Below are 19599 nucleotides of genomic sequence, written 5' to 3' on the forward strand. Positions count from 1 at the left end.
GCGAATACGTGCTTGGATCTTTAACAATTCATTTTGAAATAGTGATAACCAAGTATCAAACCGATGCTCATCATTGCTGATGCTTTATCGTAATCTGTGTCTGTGATTGTAGCGTTTCCGCTTTAAAAACCACTTTGGTGTTATATGGTCAAGCCTCACGAGCAATTAGTATTGGTTAGCTCAATGCCTCACAGCACTTACACACCCAACCTATCAACGTCCTAGTCTCGAACGGCTCTTTAGGGAACTTATGTTCCAGTGAGATCTTATCTTAAGGGAGGCTTCCCGCTTAGATGCTTTCAGCGGTTATCCCGTCCGAACATAGCTACCCGGCAATGCCACTGGCGTGACAACCGGAACACCAGAGGTTCGTCCACTCCGGTCCTCTCGTACTAGGAGCAGCTCCTCTCAAATCTCAAACGTCCACGGCAGATAGGGACCGAACTGTCTCACGACGTTCTAAACCCAGCTCGCGTACCACTTTAAATGGCGAACAGCCATACCCTTGGGACCGGCTTCAGCCCCAGGATGTGATGAGCCGACATCGAGGTGCCAAACACCGCCGTCGATGTGAACTCTTGGGCGGTATCAGCCTGTTATCCCCGGAGTACCTTTTATCCGTTGAGCGATGGCCCTTCCATACAGAACCACCGGATCACTAAGACCTACTTTCGTACCTGCTCGACGTGTCTGTCTCGCAGTTAAGCGTGCTTTTGCCTTTACACTCTATGCATGATTTCCGACCATGCTGAGCACACCTTCGTGCTCCTCCGTTACTCTTTGGGAGGAGACCGCCCCAGTCAAACTACCCACCACACAGTGTCCTCGATCCGGATTACGGACCTGAGTTAGAACCTCAAACATACCAGGGTGGTATTTCAAGAGTGGCTCCACGGTAACTGGCGTCACCGCTTCAAAGCCTCCCACCTATCCTACACAAGTAGGTTCAAAGTTCACTGTGAAGCTATAGTAAAGGTTCACGGGGTCTTTCCGTCTAGCCGCGGATACACAGCATCTTCACTGCGATTTCAATTTCACTGAGTCTCGGGTGGAGACAGTGTGGCCATCGTTACGCCATTCGTGCAGGTCGGAACTTACCCGACAAGGAATTTCGCTACCTTAGGACCGTTATAGTTACGGCCGCCGTTTACTTGGGCTTCGATCAAGAGCTTCGCTTGCGCTAACCCCATCAATTAACCTTCAAGCACCGGGCAGGCGTCACACCCTATACGTCCACTTTCGTGTTTGCAGAGTGCTGTGTTTTTAATAAACAGTCGCAGCCACCTGGTATCTTCGACCGACTAGTGCTTACGGAGCAAGTCCTTCACACCGGCCGGCGTACCTTCTCCCGAAGTTACGGTACCATTTTGCCTAGTTCCTTCACCCGAGTTCTCTCAAGCGCCTTGGTATTCTCTACCTGACCACCTGTGTCGGTTTGGGGTACGGTTCCTGCATATCTGAAGCTTAGAAGTTTTTCCTGGAAGCATGGCATCAACCACTTCGCCCAAAAGAGGGGCTCGTCATCAGTTCTCGGTCTTAAAAGGGCCGGATTTGCCTAAGCCCTAAACCTACCGCCTTAAACACAGACAACCATCGCTGTGCTGGCCTAGCCTTCTCCGTCTCTCCATCGCAATATGCACGAGTACAGGAATATTAACCTGTTTCCCATCGACTACGCATTTCTGCCTCGCCTTAGGGGCCGACTCACCCTGCCCTGATTAACATGGGACAGGAAACCTTGGTCTTCCGGCGGGGGAGTTTTTCACTCCCCTTATCGTTACTCATGTCAACATTCGCACTTCTGATACCTCCAGCCTGCCTTACAGCTTGACCTTCAACGGCTTACAGAACGCTCCTCTACCATGCCTAGTAAACTAAGCATCCGTAGCTTCGGTGTACAGTTTTAGCCCCGTTATATCTTCCGCGCAGGCCGACTCGACTAGTGAGCTATTACGCTTTCTTTAAAGGATGGCTGCTTCTAAGCCAACCTCCTAGCTGTCTAAGCCTTCCCACATCGTTTCCCACTTAACTGTAACTTTGGGACCTTAGCTGACGGTCTGGGTTGTTTCCCTTTCCACGACGGACGTTAGCACCCGCCGTGTGTCTCCCGTAATTGCACTCATTGGTATTCGGAGTTTGCATGGGGTTGGTAAGTCGGGATGACCCCCTAGCCCAAACAGTGCTCTACCCCCAATGGTGAGATACGAGGCGCTACCTAAATAGCTTTCGAGGAGAACCAGCTATCTCCGAGCTTGATTAGCCTTTCACTCCTATCCACAAGTCATCCCCAGCCTTTTCAACGGATGTGGGTTCGGTCCTCCAGTTGATGTTACTCAACCTTCAACCTGCTCATGGATAGATCGCCCGGTTTCGGGTCTATTCCCAGCAACTAAACGCCCTATTAAGACTCGGTTTCCCTACGGCTCCACTACATGTTTAACCTTGCTACTGAAAATAAGTCGTTGACCCATTATACAAAAGGTACGCAGTCACGGAACAAGTCCGCTCCCACTGCTTGTACGTACACGGTTTCAGGATCTATTTCACTCCCCTCACAGGGGTTCTTTTCGCCTTTCCCTCACGGTACTGGTTCACTATCGGTCAGTCAGGAGTATTTAGCCTTGGAGGATGGTCCCCCCATATTCAGACAGGATAACACGTGTCCCGTCCTACTCGTTTTCATGATTAAGGTGTTTTCGTATACGGGGCTATCACCCTCTATCGCGGCACTTTCCAGAGCCTTCTACTAACACCAAAACCACTTAAGGGCTAATCCCCTTTCGCTCGCCGCTACTTAGGGAATCTCGGTTGATTTCTTTTCCTAAGGGTACTTAGATGTTTCAGTTCCCCTCGTTCGCCTCCTCACAGCTATGTATTCACTGTGGGATACTCTACAAGTAGAGTGGGTTCCCCCATTCGGACATGTTCGGATCAAAGCCTGTTTATCGACTCCCCGAACCTTTTCGCAGATTACCACGTCCTTCATCGCCTCTGACTGCCAAGGCATCCACCGTGCACGCTTGGTCACTTGACCATATAACCCAAAATAGTTTCGGATCACATACCAAAGGGCTTTTGTACCCCTCTGGATTTACGATTTAGAAAGTCATCTAGGTTAAAGATGCTTTCCACCGGTTTGACGCTTGATTATCGTCTATTTCAAAATTCGAATTGTTAAAGAGCAAGTTTAGTGCAAAGCACTAAGTCAGAGACTAAAAACCACCCAACTCGCGTGACGCATAAGATGTTTAGCGTCTTGCTTAAAGCTTTGTCGCTAAGCTTTCTAAACTAGATACTGTATCTCGCCAATGAATAATCATTAACTCATACCATCAGATAATTTGTGTGAACGCTCACCAGAGGTTTCTATCGTTTAAGGAGGTGATCCAGCCCCAGGTTCCCCTAGGGCTACCTTGTTACGACTTCACCCCAGTCATTGACCACTCCGTGGTAAGCGTCCTCCTTACGGTTAGACTACCTACTTCTGGAGCAATCAACTCCCATGGTGTGACGGGCGGTGTGTACAAGGCCGGGAACGTATTCACCGTGACATTCTGATTCACGATTACTAGCGATTCCGACTTCATGGAGTCGAGTTGCAGACTCCAATCCGGACTACGACGTACTTTCTGGGATTCGCTTACTCTCGCAAGTTCGCAGCCCTCTGTATACGCCATTGTAGCACGTGTGTAGCCCTACTCGTAAGGGCCATGATGACTTGACGTCGTCCCCACCTTCCTCCGGTTTGTCACCGGCAGTCTCCTTAAAGTTCTCGGCATTACCCGCTAGCAAGTAAGGATAAGGGTTGCGCTCGTTACGGGACTTAACCCAACATTTCACAACACGAGCTGACGACAGCCATGCAGCACCTGTCTCAGAGTTCCCGAAGGCACAAACACATCTCTGCGTTCTTCTCTGGATGTCAAGAGTAGGTAAGGTTCTTCGCGTTGCGTCGAATTAAACCACATGCTCCACCGCTTGTGCGAGTACCCCGTCAATTCATTTGAGTTTTAACCTTGCGGCCGTACTCCCCAGGCGGTCTACTTATTGCGTTAGCTGCGCCACTAAGTCATTACAACCCAACGGCTAGTAGACATCGTTTACGGCGTGGACTACCAGGGTATCTAATCCTGTTTGCTCCCCACGCTTTCGCACCTCAGTGTCAGTATTAGTCCAGGGTGTCGCCTTCGCCACTGATGTTCCTTCCTATATCTACGCATTTCACCGCTACACAGGAAATTCCACACCCCTCTACCATACTCTAGCCTGCCAGTATCGGGTGCCATTCCAAGGTTGAGCCCTGGGATTTCACATCCGACTTAACAAACCACCTACGCGCGCTTTACGCCCAGTAATTCCGATTAACGCTTGCACCCTCTGTATTACCGCGGCTGCTGGCACAGAGTTAGCCGGTGCTTCTTCTGGGGCTAACGTCAAGATAATTGGGTATTAACCAATCACCCTTCCTCACCCCTGAAAGTGCTTTACAACCCTAAGGCCTTCTTCACACACGCGGCATGGCTGGATCAGGCTTGCGCCCATTGTCCAATATTCCCCACTGCTGCCTCCCGTAGGAGTCTGGGCCGTGTCTCAGTCCCAGTGTGACTGGTCATCCTCTCAGACCAGTTAGAGATCGTCGCCTTGGTAGGCCTTTACCCTACCAACTAGCTAATCTCACGCAGGCTCATCTAATAGCGGAAGGCTCCGAAAAGTCCCCTCCTTTCCCCCTCAGGGCGTATGCGGTATTAGCATGCGTTTCCACATGTTGTCCCCCTCTACTAGGTAGATTCCTACGCGTTACTCACCCGTCCGCCGCTCGTCACCCAAGAAACAAGTTTCTCCGTGCTACCGCTCGACTTGCATGTGTTAAGCCTGCCGCCAGCGTTCAATCTGAGCCATGATCAAACTCTTCAGTTAAAAAGTTTGCTTACTCAAAATCTATTACACTAACAATAACTTAATCATTTCATCATCCCGAAGAACAACGAAACAACATAAAGCGAATTGACGTGTTAGACGTTTCGCAAGACTTCAATTTTTTTGACCATCTCGAATCAGTTAAAAACCAATCCGGACAATCTTCTGAAGCCTCCAGCGAGCGCCCACACAAATTATCTGATTATCTATTTTAAAGAGCGTCTGATACTTCGTTCAACTTACTTATCTTAGTAAGTGCAAACTCTTGTTTGCGTCGTTGTCCGTGTCAGTGGAGGCGTATAATACAGCCTAGAAGTTTTAGCGCAAGCTCTTTTTTTGTTTTTTTTATAATTTAATTAATAAACTCTCAAATAAACAAAAAGACACCGAAGTGTCTTTTTGAAAGCGAGGCTATTAAACACTAACCACCAACATAACTTAGCATTACACCAGCCGCCACAGCTGAACCGATAACACCAGCGACATTTGGCCCCATCGCATGCATTAATAAGAAATTTTGCTTATTTGCTTCCAAACCTATTTTATTAGCTACTCGTGCCGCCATTGGAACAGCCGACACACCTGCGGCACCAATCAACGGGTTGATTGCCTCTTTGGAGAATTTATTCATTAACTTCGCCATCAATACACCAGACGCAGTGCCGATTGAGAAAGCAATTAGCCCTAAGCTCAAGATCCCCAAGGTTTCTAAGTTCAAAAACGCTTCCGAACTCAATTTTGAAGTTCACACCAAGACCAAGAAAAATAGTCACTATGTTTATTAACGCGTTTTGTGCAGTATCACTCAATCTATCCACTACACCACATTCGCGCATCAAATTACCGAAACAGAACATACCAAGTAAAGGTGCGGCCGAAGGCAAAAACATCGCAACCAAAATTGTCACTACAATAGGAAAGACAATTTTTTCTTTCTTAGATACAGGCCTAAGTTGCTCCATCTTGATGGAACGTTCTTCTTTCGTCGTAAGAGTTCGCATAATTGGTGGTTGAATGAGAGGTACTAGCGCCATATAAGAATAAGCAGCTACAGCAATTGCCCCCAACAAATCAGGCGCCAATCTACTAGCAACAAAAATAGCCGTCGGCCCATCGGCACCACCGATAATGCCGATAGCGGCCGCGTCAGCTAATGTAAAGTCCATTATCCCAAATGCCCCAAGCAACACAGCCCCAATGACGGTCGCAAAAATACCAAACTGAGCCGCCGCTCCAAGAAGCAAGGTTTTCGGATTGGCTAGCATAGGACCAAAATCCGTCATTGCTCCGACGCCCATGAAAATCAACAGCGGGAACAATCCCGTCTCTATACCGCCATGATAAATGTAATACTGAAGACCTCCAGGGGAAACCATATGACCAGCAGCGTCATAAACAGGTGCCGCCATGAAACCAGCCCCAGGAATATTAACCAAAACCGCACCAATACCGATAGGCAGAAGCAACAGCGGCTCAAAGCCTTTTTTGATTGCTAAAAACACCAACAATAAGCCGACACAAATCATCACCAACTGCCCAAACTCAAGCTGGTAAATCCCCGTGTCGTGATAAAGATTTAATAATTTATTTTCCATGTTGAATTGATTCCTTTCACTACAGAGTAAGAAGTGACTGACCGACTTTTACGGAATCACCTTCTTTCACATTAATGGAACCAACAACTCCAGATCTAGGCGCCGATATTTCTGTCTCCATTTTCATCGCTTCCAATATCATCACGGTATCACCTTCTTCAACATGCTGACCTGGAGAAACCAAAACCCGAAAGATATTACCCGCTAACGGCGATGGCACATTTTCACCAGATGACGCGGCAGACGCAGAAGACTGCTTAACCGAAGCGCCTTGCGAATGCTCTATCGGCTGGATGTTGCTCACATCCCCCCTCTGATACCTGAACAACAAAACTCTGCCCAGAAACTGAAACGGTATAAACACTGACCTCATTAGGCCCAGCACTTGCAATAGCAGGCTTACTGTCAACAACAGCATCACTCAATGTTGGTACTGGCTCAAACGCACTAGCATCTCCACGATTCTGAAGAAACTTAAGACCAATTTGCGGAAACAAAGCATAGGTCAAAACGTCATCGATTTGATCATCCGCCAAAGCAATGTTTTTTTCTTTTGAAAGAGCAACCAACTCTTCTGTTAATTTATCCATCTCAGGTGAGAGCAAATCCGCTGGCCGACAAGTAATTGCCTCTGCACCATCCAGCACACGCGCTTGCAACTCTTTATTAAACTCAGCAGGAGCCGCGCCGTATTCACCCTTCAAAATACCAGCTGTTTCCTTTGAAATAGACTTATAACGTTCTCCCGTCAACACATTTAACACAGCTTGAGTACCAACAATCTGTGATGTAGGTGTTACCAAAGGAATCAAACCTAAATCTTCGCGAACCCTAGGAATTTCTTTCAATACTTCATCAAACTTATCTGCAGCGCCCTGCTCTTTTAGCTGACTTTCCATATTGGTGAGCATGCCGCCAGGCACCTGAGCAATCAGTATACGAGAATCCGTTCCACGAAGAGAGCCTTCAAATTTCGCATACTTTTTTCTGACTTCGCGGAAATAAGCGGCAATCTCCTCCAACAGCTCCAAATCTAAACCTGTATCTCTATCTGTACCCTGCAACGCCGCCACAATAGATTCTGTTGCACTATGACCGTAAGTCATCGACATGGAGGAAATGGCGGTATCCACTCGATCAACACCAGCTTCAACTGCTTTTAAAATCGTCATATCAGACAAACCTGAAGTGGCGTGCGCATGCAACTGCACCTCTAATTGCGTTTGCGCTTTCAATAGGCTCACCAACTCGAATGCATCATACGGCGTCAGGATGCCAGACATATCTTTTATCGCAATAGAATCTGCCCCCATATCTTCCAGTCTTTTGGCATAATCCACCCAATTTTTGGTGGTATGAACTCGGCTCTTGGTATAAGAAATCGTCCCTTGCGCATGCTTATCTTGCTGCTTAACTGCCTTGATCGCCGTTTCTAAATTGCGCGGATCATTCATTGCGTCAAAAATTCGAAAAACATCCACCCCATTCAAAGCCGCACGCTCAACAAACTTACTCACCACATCATCCGCATAGTGACGATACCCCAAAAGATTCTGTCCACGCAGTAGCATTTGCTGAGGTGTTTTAGGCATCGCTTTTTTCAGCTCACGGATACGCTCCCAAGGATCCTCACCGATAAAGCGAATACATGCATCAAATGTTGCGCCTCCCCAGGATTCAAGTGACCAAAATCCAACTCGATCCAGTTTTTCAGCAATAGGAAGCATATCGTCGATACGCATACGCGTGGCAAATAAGGATTGATGAGCATCACGCAAAACGACATCAGTAATGCCTAGAGGTTGCTTAGTTGTTGTCATATTTCAGCCTCAAATAGATCAAGAAAGTTAGAATTAAGAGTTAACGTTTTTATTGTTTCTATGCTGATGCACGGCCGCCGTGATCACCGCCACCATTTGAGCATCAACAACTGATTTGTCAGAAGACTTAGGCATAGCACTTGACGAGGTAACTGGGGGCAACTCGGGAAACAGATGATTAAGTAAACGAGACATGTAACTTGTGGCATAAATTAAAATCACTAAAAACAGAAACACAAAGCCCATTCCTAGAACCATCAACCCCAAACCATCTTCCAGCAACTCACCCATAACATCGACACCTTTGTTATCGCCTTGTTTGTGCTCCTCTAATGTGATCAGATGCACAACCAACAGCACTGTTTACTTTGATGATTAGTTTTTTACCACAAACCAGAACAGTTTCATATTTTTTTTGCATAACAGTTAGACTTATTTCGTGAACATTTCCCCCAAAACGCCCTACCCCGTAAAAAAACCAACAAACAATAAAAACATTGTCCTGGCCGTCGCCCCCATGGAAGGCGTTATGGATCACACCATGAGAAACCTACTGTCAAAAATTGGTGGCATGGACTATCTAGTCTCAGAATTCATTAGAGTCACCCAGCACCCAATACCAACCACCACATTCACGCGCCTTGTCCCTGAAAATAGCAATAAAGCAACAACCGCTCACAATCACCCTGTTCACACTCAACTACTAGGCAGTAACGCAGAACTCATGGCAGAGAGCGCTCTCAATGCTATACAAGCTGGCGCAACACACATTGACGTGAATTTTGGATGCCCTTCCAAACGCGTCAACGGACATGGTGGTGGCTCATTTTTACTGCAAACCCCAGGTGCACTTTATGACATCATGAATGCGATTCGAAAAACACTACCCGACGAAATACCTGTATCCGCAAAAATTCGCCTGGGCTTCGAAGATGAAGCTCTGCTGTTTGATAATGTGGCCGCCATTGAAGCGGCTGGTGTTGGTACATTAACAATCCATGGGCGCACCAAAAAAGATGGCTATAAAGGACCAGCACGATGGGAAAAAATAGGAAAAATCCAAGACATAACAAACATGAACGTCGTTGCTAATGGAGACATAGTAGACACAGAGTCACTTTTGCACTGCCTGTCTATTACAGGTTGTCAGCATTTTATGATTGGACGAGGCTCACTTAACAACCCATTTGTTTTTCAGCAAATCAGAAACGAACTGAACGGACAAAAAAACACAATAGACACCGCCATACTAAAAACACTCTTCGCAGACTATAGCACCGAACTACAAAAGTACTATGACGATATTGTTACGCTAGGCAGACTAAAACAATGGTGTGGACATTTGAGGTTTAATTTTGATGAAATCAAAGAGAATCTGCAGATATTAAGACATTGCAGCAGCGTAAAAGAGCTAACGCAGACATTCGAAAATATTAGAAAAATATGAGAGAGTATTTTATTAAAAAATACGATAGTAATGAAAAAGAATTGGACATTATTGAGGTGTATAGGAATGGTGCACCCGAGAGGATTCGAACCTCTGACCGCTCGGTTCGTAGCCGAGTACTCTATCCAGCTGAGCTACGGGTGCGTAGCAGTAAATACTTTAAATAAATAACTTTAAAAAGATTACTTTAAATCATTTTTTATATTGGTGCACCCGAGAGGATTCGAACCTCTGACCGCTCGGTTCGTAGCCGAGTACTCTATCCAGCTGAGCTACGGGTGCATAGCAATATTTTTTCACGACAACACTTTAAAGTGGATAGCTTTAAAATGTTAAAAAAAGAATGGTGCACCCGAGAGGATTCGAACCTCTGACCGCTCGGTTCGTAGCCGAGTACTCTATCCAGCTGAGCTACGGGTGCATCACAATTTTTTATCTTTTACTTAGAGCGGATAGCCTCTAAGAAGACGAACTTGAAATGGCGGAGAGTGAGGGATTCGAACCCTCGATGAGTTTCACCCCATACTCCCTTAGCAGGGGAGCGCCTTCGGCCACTCGGCCAACTCTCCGTAACAAGTGGGGCGCATTATATACGACACATTTGTCTTGTAAAGGCTTTTTTAAAAATTAATCTTCAGAAATTTGATCGTCTTGTTCTTTTTGGATACGAAGGTATATTTCTTCGCGGTGAACAGATACATCTTTAGGCGCATTAATGCCAATACGCACTTGATTCCCTTTTACACCTAATACAGTGACAGAAACTTCATCACCAACCATTAAAGTTTCACCGACACGACGAGTAAGAATAAGCATAAGAATATCTCCCTGTAATAGCTTTTAACATTTATTAAGAAGAACTGCCCGACAAATCTTGTAGGGCAATTCCTACAAAAGTAATTGTAGCCTCTCAATAAAAATTAAACCATCCATTAATTAAGGCTTTTGTGTATCCAAATGTTACGCTTCTCTCACTTCTGGTGTCGCATCACTCAACTTAAATGCAGAATGTAACGCTCGGACAGCCAACTCCATGTATTTTTCATCAATGATGACCGACACTTTAATTTCCGAAGTAGAAATCAACTGTATATTGATAGACTCAGCCGCTAACGCTTTGAACATAGTACTGGCGACGCCAGCATGAGAGCGCATACCAACCCCTACAATAGACACCTTAGCGATTTTTGCATCAGATAAAACAGCACTGGCGCCAAGCTCTTCAGCGATTAAGTTCAGCGTCGACAAAGCTTTATCATATTCATTACGATGTACAGTAAACGTAAAATCCGTAGTGCCATCCACCGACACGTTTTGCACAATCATATCCACTTCAATGTTGGCATCACTGATAGGCCCAAGAATACGAGAGGCAATGCCTGGAATATCAGGCACCCTTTTCAAGGTTAATTTCGCTTCGTCTCTATTAAATGCAATTCCAGAAACCGCTGGCTGCTCCATACCCTTAACCCCCTCAGTTGTAATCAATGTACCTTCACCCTCAACAAAACTAGACAGCACCCTTAGCGGCACTTGATATTTACCTGCAAATTCAACAGAACGAATTTGCAATACCTTAGAGCCTAGGCTGGCCATTTCCAACATTTCCTCAAAGGTGATTTTATCTAAGCGTCGTGCGCTATCTACTACGCGAGGATCGGTAGTATAAACACCGTCCACATCGGTATAGATTTGACACTCATCCGCCTTCAAAGCGGCAGCAAGCGCAACGCCTGTGGTATCAGAGCCACCACGACCTAACGTCGTAATATTGCCAAGCTCATCCGCGCCTTGAAAACCAGCCGCAACAATAACACGACCTGCATCCAAATCAGCACGCATCGCCTCTGTGTCTATCTTTTGAATTCGAGCCTTGCCATGAGCGCTGTCAGTGGTGATACGGATCTGAGAACCGGTATAAGAACGAGCGTCAAGGCCACGCTTCATCAAGGCTATCGACAATAAAGCAATCGTCACCTGCTCCCCTGTTGATAGCAGCACATCCATTTCTCTAGCACTTGGTGACGCATCAATGCGCTTTGCAAGCTCGATCAGTCTATTGGTTTCACCACTCATAGCGGAAACAACCACAACGATGTCATCTCCTTGCTGCTTATGCTTCAACACTCGGTCCGCAACGGCCTCGATACGTTCTATTGTACCAACCGAGGTGCCACCGTATTTTTGAACTAACAACGCCATATTCTTCACTACCCAAATCAAAGCTCAAACAGAGCGAATCAAGTTATACTCTTTCAGCAACCCAATCAGACACCAATGCCAGCGCCGCAGATAAGCCATCTGGATTATTACCACCCGCTTGAGCCATATCAGGACGACCACCACCTTTACCATCAACATAAGGCGCAATCATCTTAATCAAATCACCAGCCTTCACATTTTTTGTCAGTTCTTTGGTCACACCAGCGATCAAACTTACTTTGCCATCGTTCACCGAAGCCAATAAAATGACAGCGGACTCAAGCTTACTTTTCAGCTCATCTAGTAAGTCACGCAACGCTTTTGGATCTTCCACCTCAACCTGAGCGACCAACAACTTACCGCCATTAATCTCCACCGCTTGAGAGGCTAAATCAGCACCCGCTAACGCCGCCATTTTGCCTTTCAGTACGTCCAATTCTTTTTGCAAACTGCGCGCGTGATCATTCAAAGCAACCACTTTGTCTAAGACACTATCTTTGTTGCCTTTGACAAGGCTAGCAATACCATCAAGAACCGATTCAGTCTGACGAGTTGTGTCTATTGCCACTTTACCCGTCACCGCTTCAATACGACGAACGCCCGCCGCAATACCGCTTTCTGTGATAATTTTAAAGAAACCGATATCGCCTGTACGACTGACATGAGTACCACCACACAACTCGATTGAGTAATCAGCCCCCATTGTCAAGACACGCACTTCGCTGTCATATTTCTCACCAAACAAGGCCATAGCGCCTTTCGCTTTTGCAGATTCAACATCCATAATGTCGGTTTCTACCGGACGATTTAAACGAATTTGCTCGTTTACCATGTCTTCAATTTGCTCGATTTCCGTCGCACTAACACCTTCAAAATGCGAGAAGTCAAAACGCAAACGCTCAGGGTTTACCAAAGAGCCTTTTTGTGAAACATGATCACCCAGAACACGACGTAAGGCCTCGTGCATTAAGTGAGTAGCTGAGTGATTCAGTGTGGTTGCCATGCGCAAAGTACGATCTACTTCACCAGTCACTTGATCACCCACCGCCAAACGACCTTCTTTTAGCTCACCATGGTGCAAATGCGCTTTCGCTTGCTTCGTCGTGTTAGACACCTTAAACGCGCCCGTACCACGTAACCAACCTTGATCGCCAACCTGACCACCTGATTCAGCATAAAAAGGCGTCGATTTCAAAATCACAGCAGCAGCTTGACCCGCTTCAATCGCCTCAACAGGAGCACCATCAACCAGAATCATCTCCACGACACACGCACCGTCTAGGTTCTCGTACCCGGTAAACTCAGTCACAGAGTCCAGCTTAACGCCGCTTGACATGTCCATAGAGAAGTTACTGGCTGAACGAGCACGCGCACGCTGTGCGTCCATTGCCACTGCAAATCCAGCTTCGTCTATTTCTAAATCATTTTCACGCGCCACATCGTTGGTCAAATCTGCTGGAAAACCGTAAGTGTCGTAAAGCTTAAAGACCGTCTCACCCGGAATAATTTTCTGATCGCCTAACTCAGAAATCGCCTCTTCAAGAATCTTCATGCCTTGATCAAGGGTTTTAGCGAACTGCTCCTCTTCTTTTAATAGAATAGAAGCCACTCGCTCTTTTAATTTCGTTAACTCTGGGTAAGCCTCACCCATTTCACTATCAAGCGCGTCGACCAGCTTATGGAAAAACACGCCTTTTTGGCCTAGTTTATTACCGTGACGAATCGCACGACGAATAATACGGCGCAACACATAACCACGACCCTCATTGGATGGAATCACACCGTCAACAATCATGAAGGAACAAGAACGAATGTGGTCAGCAATAACTCGAAGAGACTGCGCACTCAGATCTTGAGTACCCACCACTTGTGCCGCGGCTTTAATGAGATTTTGGAACAAATCGATTTCGTAGTTACTATGAACGCCTTGCAAAATCGCCGCGATACGCTCCAAGCCCATTCCAGTATCGACAGACGGCTTAGGCAATGGCGCCATAGTGCCATCGGCAGAACGGTTAAACTGCATGAAAACCACGTTCCAGATTTCAATGAAACGGTCGCCATCTTCTTCAGGAGAACCTGGAGGCCCACCCCAAATATGCTCACCGTGATCATAAAACACTTCCGAACAAGGACCACAAGGACCGGTATCGCCCATTGCCCAGAAATTATCAGACTGATAACGACCGCCTTTGTTATCACCAATACGAATAATTTTCTCTACTGGCAATCCAATATCTTTGTTCCAAATATCAAAAGCTTCGTCGTCTTCTGCATAAACCGTTACCAACAGCTTTTCTGTTGGTAGCTTTAAAACGACCGTTAGAAACTCCCAAGCGTAATGAATCGCGTCTTTTTTGAAATAATCGCCAAAGCTGAAGTTACCCAACATTTCAAAAAATGTATGGTGACGTGCGGTATAACCGACGTTTTCCAAGTCATTGTGTTTACCACCTGCCCGAACACAACGCTGAGACGTCGTTGCTCGTGAGTATGGGCGAATATCTTCCCCCAAAAACACATCTTTAAACTGGACCATGCCAGCATTGGTAAACAGCAAGGTCGGATCATTTCCAGGAACCAATGAGCTGGATTCCACAATCTGATGCTGCTTACTTTCAAAGTACGATAAAAATGACTGACGTAGTTCAGAACTCTTCATAATGGGATGAGTCTCTATCTCTATTTTCTGGACGAATTGGATTGCGTGAATGGCAGATTACTACATGCCTACTCGATGCAACGAAAAGCACAAAATAGTACACGCAAAGGATAGGTGTTTTCAAAAGAAACCGTCGTAATTTGACGCTTATTTTGTGTATAAGTTAAGCAAAAGTAGGTTTTACGGAAGTAAACCTACTTTTGCTTAATGTTTCTTGAAAGGTATTACTGAGCGTTTTCACCACGCGTATAACGATAATGAGGTCGAGCCGTCATTCTAGTCACGAGCTTCATACCCGATTGTACCAGCATAATCCGCAACCTCTTCAACAGGCACATCCCCTCCCCACAATACCACTTCCTGCCCCATAGCGAGTTCAGAAGCAACATTTTGCATGCGCACCGTGATCATATCCATGGAGACTCGACCAGCAAGACAGGCCGCTTCGCCATTAATTTGCAACGGCGTACCATTTACAGCATGGCGAGGATAGCCATCACCATAACCCACGGCGACCGTAGCCAAAATATGATCTTCTGCAGCCACATAGCCAAGACCATAGCCCACTCTATCACCCTGTTTAAGCTTACGCGTCGAAATCACCTTTGATGATAACGTCATGGCAGGACGCAAACCAATCGATCGCCCACTGACCTCGGCAAAAGGTGAAATCCCATATAGCATGATACCGGGGCGAATCCAGCCGCCTTCAGGAACGCTCCACTTCATAATCGCAGCCGAATTCGCTACGCTGGCTTCAATATCACCTATCGATTGACGAGCTTGTTCAAAATACGCCAGCTGCTGCATCGTCGTTAAATCCGACAAATCATCGGCACAAGCAAAATGTGTCATTAACACCACTTCACCCACTTGGCCACAGCCTTTTAGTGCCGCCACAAATGCCGGAGCCGTTTCTTTGTCCACGCCAAGACGATGCATTCCCGAATCTAACTTTAGAAAGATCTTTTCTATTTTGGCACGACTGGCTTGCAACTCGTCAAGTTGCTGGGCATTTTCTAAAGCGGACCAAAAGCCATACTGTTCACACAATGCCCACTCGTCACCCTCAAAAACGCCTTCTAATAATAGTATTGGAGAGACAACGCCCGCTTCACGCAAAGCAATCGCTTCCTCAATGGCCGCTACCGCAAAGGCATCGACCTCTTTATCCAAATAACGCGAGACCTCAACCGCACCATGCCCATAAGCATTGCTCTTAACCACCGCAAACGCCTTGCAAGTTGGCTGTAACTTTTTTGCATAACGGTAATTTTGCAGAATCGCCTCTAAATCTACCGTTGCCGTGAGTGGCCTTGCCATTTTTGCCCCTTAAACTTCTATAGCGTTTTATTACTGATAACGTTGTACGGAAAGATCCTGTGAATCGATCTCAGTCTTATCACCAGACATAATATCTGCAATCACAGCGGCAGAGCCGCAACTCATCGTCCAGCCCAATGTCCCGTGACCTGTATTTAAGTACAATCCCTGCACACCTGTGCGCCCAACAACCGGTGTACCATCTGGCGTCATAGGACGAAGTCCAGTCCAGTAATCCGCTTGCGATAATTCACAGCCTTGATTAAATAAATCGTGTACTACATGGGTAATGGTTTCAGTACGAACTTTAGGCAAATCAAGATTGTAGCCATTTAACTCCGCGGTTCCGGCTGCACGAATGCGCCCACCCAATCGAGTCACCGCCACTTTGTAAGTTTCATCCATCACAGTAGACATTGGCGCATACTGTGAATCAGTGATTGGCACCGTTAACGAGTACCCTTTCACAGGATAAACAGGAATGGAAATGTCGATCGCTTTAAGCAATTCTTTCGAATAACTTCCCATAGAGACCAAGACATTATCAAACTCAAAATCGCCCTGATCGGTCTTAACAGCGCGTATTTTACCACCTTCCACATGCAAACGATCGATAGCAACACCAAATTTAAATGTCACCCCTAATTCATCACAGTGCTTTTTCAGCTCTTGACAAAAAACAAAACAATCGCCCGTCTCATCCCCAACTAGGCGAAGTCCGCCTTTAAACTTATGGATAACGGGGGCAAGACCCGCTCAACCTCTAGAATCTGCGCTGGGGTTAATACCTGATGAGGCACATTCAAAGCTTTTAATACCTTGATGTCTTTTTCAGACGCCTCAACTTGCTCATCCTTGCGGAATAACTGAGTCAACCCACCCTGTCCATCATCGTATTTAATGCCAATATCTTTGCGCATAGCAATAAACTGGTCACGGCTATACTCCGCCAAAGCCACCATGCGTGACTTATTCACGTCGTAAGCTTTTTCCGTACAGTTCGCCAACATCTTACCCATCCATGCCATTTTTTTAAGCTCAGGATCCGCGCTGATCTTTAATGGTGCGTGTTTTTGCATGAGCCACTTGATCGCTTTTAAAGGAATGCCTGGTGCAGCCCATGGAGCAGAATAACCTGGAGAAATTTGCCCTGCATTAGCAAAACTCGTCTCTAAAGCCACCCCTTCCTGACGATCAATCACCGTCACCTCAAAGCCTTTTTTCGCCAAATAATAGGCTGACGTTAAGCCAACAACACCCGCACCCAACACGCAAACACGCATAAAAAAACCTCAAATAAAGACAAAGTCATATTGCCCATATTTACATAATATATGCAGTTTTATCATCTTATCTACTGATATTATTAAGTATAAAAAACTATAAAAAATGGATTTTTTAGTTTTTTAGAAATGAAATGTAAAAAGCAAATTCAACTGATAAAATAGCGCATCAATTAAGATACCCAGAGAGTTCAAATATGAAAGAACAACAGACATCTGTATTCGATCAAGCTTTATCACTACTCAGTCATAGAGAACACAGTAAAAAAGAGCTTCTTTACAAAATTAAAAGCAAAAGGGCACACAGAAGAAGAAATCAATGCCGTCATTGAACGCCTTGAGAGCATGAACTATCTCAATGATGAGCGCTTTGCTGAAATCTTTGTTAGAAGCCGATTAAGTAAACCACTGGGCGCAAGCAGAATAACACAAGAACTGATCCAGAAAGGCATTAGTAGTGAGTTAGCAAAAGCAGCTATTGCGGATGCTAATGCAGACTGGTTTGAGTTAGCGAAACAACTCAAAGAAAGTAAGTTTGGAAAAGAAGCCAGTAAGAACTTCAAAGAAAAAGCCAAGCAATCGCGCTACCTTCAATATCGAGGGTTTGATTTCGAACAGATTAAATACGCAGTCTCAGACTCTGACGAACTCTAAACGCGCAAATCTTTTATGTTGAAAAAGGAGCTTATGAATCGTCTCCTTTTGCCATCAACGCAGCAACATAACGCGTCTCCATGTCGACATAATTCTGTTGAGTCAGCGCTATTTTATCGTCCAATTCTTCAATTTTTTTCTGTAATTTGATCACTTCGGCGGCTTGAACTTGGCCATCATACAAAGCCGCTTCCAAACGTTTACGCTCTTCTTCTAATTCATTATTCACTTCTTTGAGGTTCTCAAATTCTTCCAAATCTCGACTAGCCAACACATCAACATCATTATAGTCTGTATCTTCAATCGATTCGGGATGAAGCAGCTTATGCTCTAGACTTTCACGTAATGCTCTAGCCTTGTCCAAATCACGCTCAAGCATCTCTACGTATAGCTCTGACTCATTCACCATCTGGCGCAAAGAATTTAATTTCGAAGCCTGCTCACTCGCAAAAGAATCCGACTCTTCGGTAAATGCGTCTTGGTAAAGCAGATCCTCCATATTTTTCATGGTACTTCTTTCTTCATCAAACACATCATAGATATCAATATTCTGCTTAATATTAGTGCCTCTTGTTTTCAACAAAGCATTTTTTTGCTTCAGAGCTTCATCTCGCTTAATAACATCAATATTTAAGTTGTATTTAATGGTCTGCAAACTTTCCAGCTTCTTCTCTAAGCGCTTAACGACTCGACCACTTTCTAATAATGCTTTTTCCAGTCTAACGATATAAATGTCATAGACACCAACATGCTTACCGTCTCCGCCCTGACCCGCCCTTACTTTACGAACTTGTTCCTTCAACTCCGCCATAATCGCTTTTTGGTGCGCAGCTAGCTGTTTTAGGTCTGACACTTTGTCATTCAACTCTGAGCGAACTGAATCTAAAAAAACCGACTGATCCGTCCCCTCTAAAAATGTCTCTAAAGCTTGCACATACAACGCACTATCACCTTCCTGCTTCACCTCAGCCAAATGTAGCTTGAGGCGTTCAACAAACTCACACATGCTCGCCATTTGGAGTCCTCAGCAAAGCCAGTGATTCATCTAGCTCTGCTTCCTTTGCTAGCTGACTCTGAAGTTCACTAAGCTGAATATTTAACTCTGAGGTAATAGTGACCTGCGCAAAAACCTTTTCTCCTGCTTTTTGAATCACTTTATTTAATTCTCGCAGTAAGGATTGATTCACTTTTAGCGACTTTAATAACTCATCCACTTCTTGAGCCTCGATCGACCTTGTCTAGAATCCCTTTAAAGGCTTCTAATAATTCTGCGACCTGAGAATGAGGAATAGCATGCTCAATAATATTAATCTCTATATCCAAGAAAATAGCCCAACATGACAAAGCGGCTCTCCCTTGAAAATCAGACTTAGGCAGCTCCTCAATAAGCTGAGCGCAGATGTATTGCTGCTGCCTTAATAGCGCCAACCATTGTTGCTTTTCGTCGTCGGATGGACTTTGTGGACCTACGTCCTGCTCACTTAGATCCTCCTTTGGAACAAAGCCTAACTTTACCGCTTTCTTTTTCAATGATACGTAACGAAAACCTGTGAAAAGAAAGACGCCCAAAAAAAGCACGCTCAATACAATAAGCGACCATTGCCACATCGACATGATGACTGTCCTGTTAATACCCAATATAAATAGGTCATCATAGAAGAATATTTTTCAACAAACCAACAAACTTTTCACTAAA

Annotated in this window: 12 protein-coding genes, 4 tRNA genes, 2 rRNA genes and 2 pseudogenes; 2 read left to right on the forward strand and 18 right to left on the reverse strand. The window is 45.4% G+C overall.

What is annotated here, in order from left to right:
* Positions 1 to 144: 144 nt before the first annotated feature.
* From ONZ52_RS05835 to ONZ52_RS05855, 5 genes and pseudogenes are all read right to left on the reverse strand, one after another.
* Positions 145 to 3034 (reverse strand): 23S ribosomal RNA (locus ONZ52_RS05835).
* Positions 3035 to 3374: 340 nt separating this feature from the next.
* Positions 3375 to 4917 (reverse strand): 16S ribosomal RNA (locus ONZ52_RS05840).
* The 16S and 23S rRNA genes sit together here, the layout of an rRNA operon.
* 421 nt (positions 4918 to 5338) lie before the next feature.
* A pseudogene (locus ONZ52_RS05845) lies at positions 5339 to 6512 on the reverse strand (sodium ion-translocating decarboxylase subunit beta).
* Between the two features lie 19 nt (positions 6513 to 6531).
* Positions 6532 to 8332 (reverse strand): annotated as a pseudogene (gene oadA, locus ONZ52_RS05850) (sodium-extruding oxaloacetate decarboxylase subunit alpha).
* Positions 8333 to 8365: 33 nt separating this feature from the next.
* A complete protein-coding gene (locus ONZ52_RS05855; RefSeq protein WP_265217782.1) occupies positions 8366 to 8692 on the reverse strand; it encodes an OadG family protein in 327 nt (108 codons plus the stop codon).
* A 157-nt stretch (positions 8693 to 8849) separates the two neighbouring features.
* Here ONZ52_RS05855 and ONZ52_RS05860 point away from each other — a divergent pair, with 157 nt between their 5' ends.
* Entirely contained in the window at positions 8850 to 9779 is a 930-nt protein-coding gene (locus tag ONZ52_RS05860) for a tRNA dihydrouridine synthase (protein ID WP_265218182.1), read from the forward strand.
* Between the two features lie 67 nt (positions 9780 to 9846).
* On the opposite strand, the gene ONZ52_RS05865 is transcribed toward ONZ52_RS05860, so the two are convergent.
* The 10 genes from ONZ52_RS05865 to ONZ52_RS25290 form a co-directional block, all read right to left on the reverse strand.
* Positions 9847 to 9923: transfer RNA gene (locus ONZ52_RS05865), tRNA-Arg, on the reverse strand.
* 61 nt (positions 9924 to 9984) lie between these two features.
* Positions 9985 to 10061: transfer RNA gene (locus tag ONZ52_RS05870), tRNA-Arg, on the reverse strand.
* Between the two features lie 62 nt (positions 10062 to 10123).
* A tRNA-Arg gene (locus ONZ52_RS05875) sits at positions 10124 to 10200 on the reverse strand.
* A gap of 58 nt (positions 10201 to 10258) precedes the next feature.
* Positions 10259 to 10348 (reverse strand) — tRNA-Ser (locus ONZ52_RS05880).
* A gap of 58 nt (positions 10349 to 10406) precedes the next feature.
* The gene (gene csrA / locus ONZ52_RS05885) at positions 10407 to 10595 is read right to left on the reverse strand and encodes a carbon storage regulator CsrA (protein ID WP_012071293.1); all 189 of its coding nucleotides are present in this window, start codon (positions 10593 to 10595) and stop codon (positions 10407 to 10409) included.
* A gap of 144 nt (positions 10596 to 10739) precedes the next feature.
* Complete coding sequence (locus ONZ52_RS05890; protein ID WP_111608894.1) at positions 10740 to 11981, reverse strand: aspartate kinase; 1242 nt, start codon at positions 11979 to 11981, stop codon at positions 10740 to 10742.
* Positions 11982 to 12024: 43 nt separating this feature from the next.
* On the reverse strand, positions 12025 to 14643 hold the full coding sequence (alaS, locus tag ONZ52_RS05895) for an alanine--tRNA ligase (RefSeq protein ID WP_346433226.1): 2619 nt from the start codon (positions 14641 to 14643) through the stop codon (positions 12025 to 12027).
* A gap of 276 nt (positions 14644 to 14919) precedes the next feature.
* Complete coding sequence (gene alr / locus ONZ52_RS05900; RefSeq protein WP_265217783.1) at positions 14920 to 15966, reverse strand: alanine racemase; 1047 nt, start codon at positions 15964 to 15966, stop codon at positions 14920 to 14922.
* Positions 15967 to 15996: 30 nt separating this feature from the next.
* Positions 15997 to 16704: an FAD-dependent oxidoreductase gene (locus tag ONZ52_RS25285; protein ID WP_321160286.1), complete on the reverse strand. Its 708-nt coding sequence runs from the start codon at positions 16702 to 16704 to the stop codon at positions 15997 to 15999.
* Positions 16674 to 17249 (reverse strand): FAD-dependent oxidoreductase, encoded by a 576-nt coding sequence (locus ONZ52_RS25290; RefSeq protein WP_321160267.1) that lies wholly within the window; start codon positions 17247 to 17249, stop codon positions 16674 to 16676. The genes ONZ52_RS25285 and ONZ52_RS25290 overlap by 31 nt, the downstream gene beginning before the upstream one ends.
* 345 nt (positions 17250 to 17594) lie before the next feature.
* Here ONZ52_RS25290 and ONZ52_RS05910 point away from each other — a divergent pair, with 345 nt between their 5' ends.
* Positions 17595 to 17903 carry a regulatory protein RecX gene (locus ONZ52_RS05910; protein WP_265217784.1) on the forward strand — a complete coding sequence of 103 codons (309 nt, stop codon included), beginning with the start codon at positions 17595 to 17597 and terminating at the stop codon, positions 17901 to 17903.
* Positions 17904 to 17934: 31 nt separating this feature from the next.
* Here ONZ52_RS05910 and ONZ52_RS05915 read toward each other — a convergent pair whose 3' ends face one another.
* The 3 genes from ONZ52_RS05915 to ONZ52_RS05925 are packed head-to-tail and all read right to left on the reverse strand — an operon-like array spanning position 17935 to position 19517.
* Positions 17935 to 18918, reverse strand: coding sequence for a hypothetical protein (locus ONZ52_RS05915; RefSeq protein WP_265217785.1), 984 nt, complete (start codon positions 18916 to 18918; stop codon positions 17935 to 17937).
* Entirely contained in the window at positions 18902 to 19117 is a 216-nt protein-coding gene (locus tag ONZ52_RS05920; RefSeq protein WP_265217786.1) for a hypothetical protein, read from the reverse strand. The genes ONZ52_RS05915 and ONZ52_RS05920 overlap by 17 nt, the downstream gene beginning before the upstream one ends.
* Positions 19110 to 19517 (reverse strand): hypothetical protein, encoded by a 408-nt coding sequence (locus tag ONZ52_RS05925; RefSeq protein ID WP_265217787.1) that lies wholly within the window; start codon positions 19515 to 19517, stop codon positions 19110 to 19112. The genes ONZ52_RS05920 and ONZ52_RS05925 overlap by 8 nt, the downstream gene beginning before the upstream one ends.
* Between the last annotated feature and the right edge of the window lie 82 nt (positions 19518 to 19599).

The sequence above is a fragment of the Marinomonas rhodophyticola genome (assembly GCF_026113935.1).
GTDB classification, from domain to species: Bacteria; Pseudomonadota; Gammaproteobacteria; order Pseudomonadales; family Marinomonadaceae; genus Marinomonas; species Marinomonas rhodophyticola.

Bases quoted from the DNA above. Each gene is read 5' to 3' on its own strand.
- ONZ52_RS05890 (WP_111608894.1), bottom strand. From the start codon at position 11,981: ATGGCGTTGTTAGTTCAAAAATACGGTGGCACCTCGGTTGGTACAATA.
- csrA (WP_012071293.1), bottom strand. From the start codon at position 10,595: ATGCTTATTCTTACTCGTCGTGTCGGTGAAACTTTAATGGTTGGTGAT.
- alaS (WP_346433226.1), bottom strand. From the start codon at position 14,643: ATGAAGAGTTCTGAACTACGTCAGTCATTTTTATCGTACTTTGAAAGT.
- ONZ52_RS05910 (WP_265217784.1), top strand. From the start codon at position 17,595: ATGAACTATCTCAATGATGAGCGCTTTGCTGAAATCTTTGTTAGAAGC.
- ONZ52_RS25290 (WP_321160267.1), bottom strand. From the start codon at position 17,249: ATGCGTGTTTGCGTGTTGGGTGCGGGTGTTGTTGGCTTAACGTCAGCC.
- alr (WP_265217783.1), bottom strand. From the start codon at position 15,966: ATGGCAAGGCCACTCACGGCAACGGTAGATTTAGAGGCGATTCTGCAA.
- ONZ52_RS05915 (WP_265217785.1), bottom strand. From the start codon at position 18,918: ATGGCGAGCATGTGTGAGTTTGTTGAACGCCTCAAGCTACATTTGGCT.
- ONZ52_RS05925 (WP_265217787.1), bottom strand. From the start codon at position 19,517: ATGTCGATGTGGCAATGGTCGCTTATTGTATTGAGCGTGCTTTTTTTG.
- ONZ52_RS05860 (WP_265218182.1), top strand. From the start codon at position 8,850: ATGGAAGGCGTTATGGATCACACCATGAGAAACCTACTGTCAAAAATT.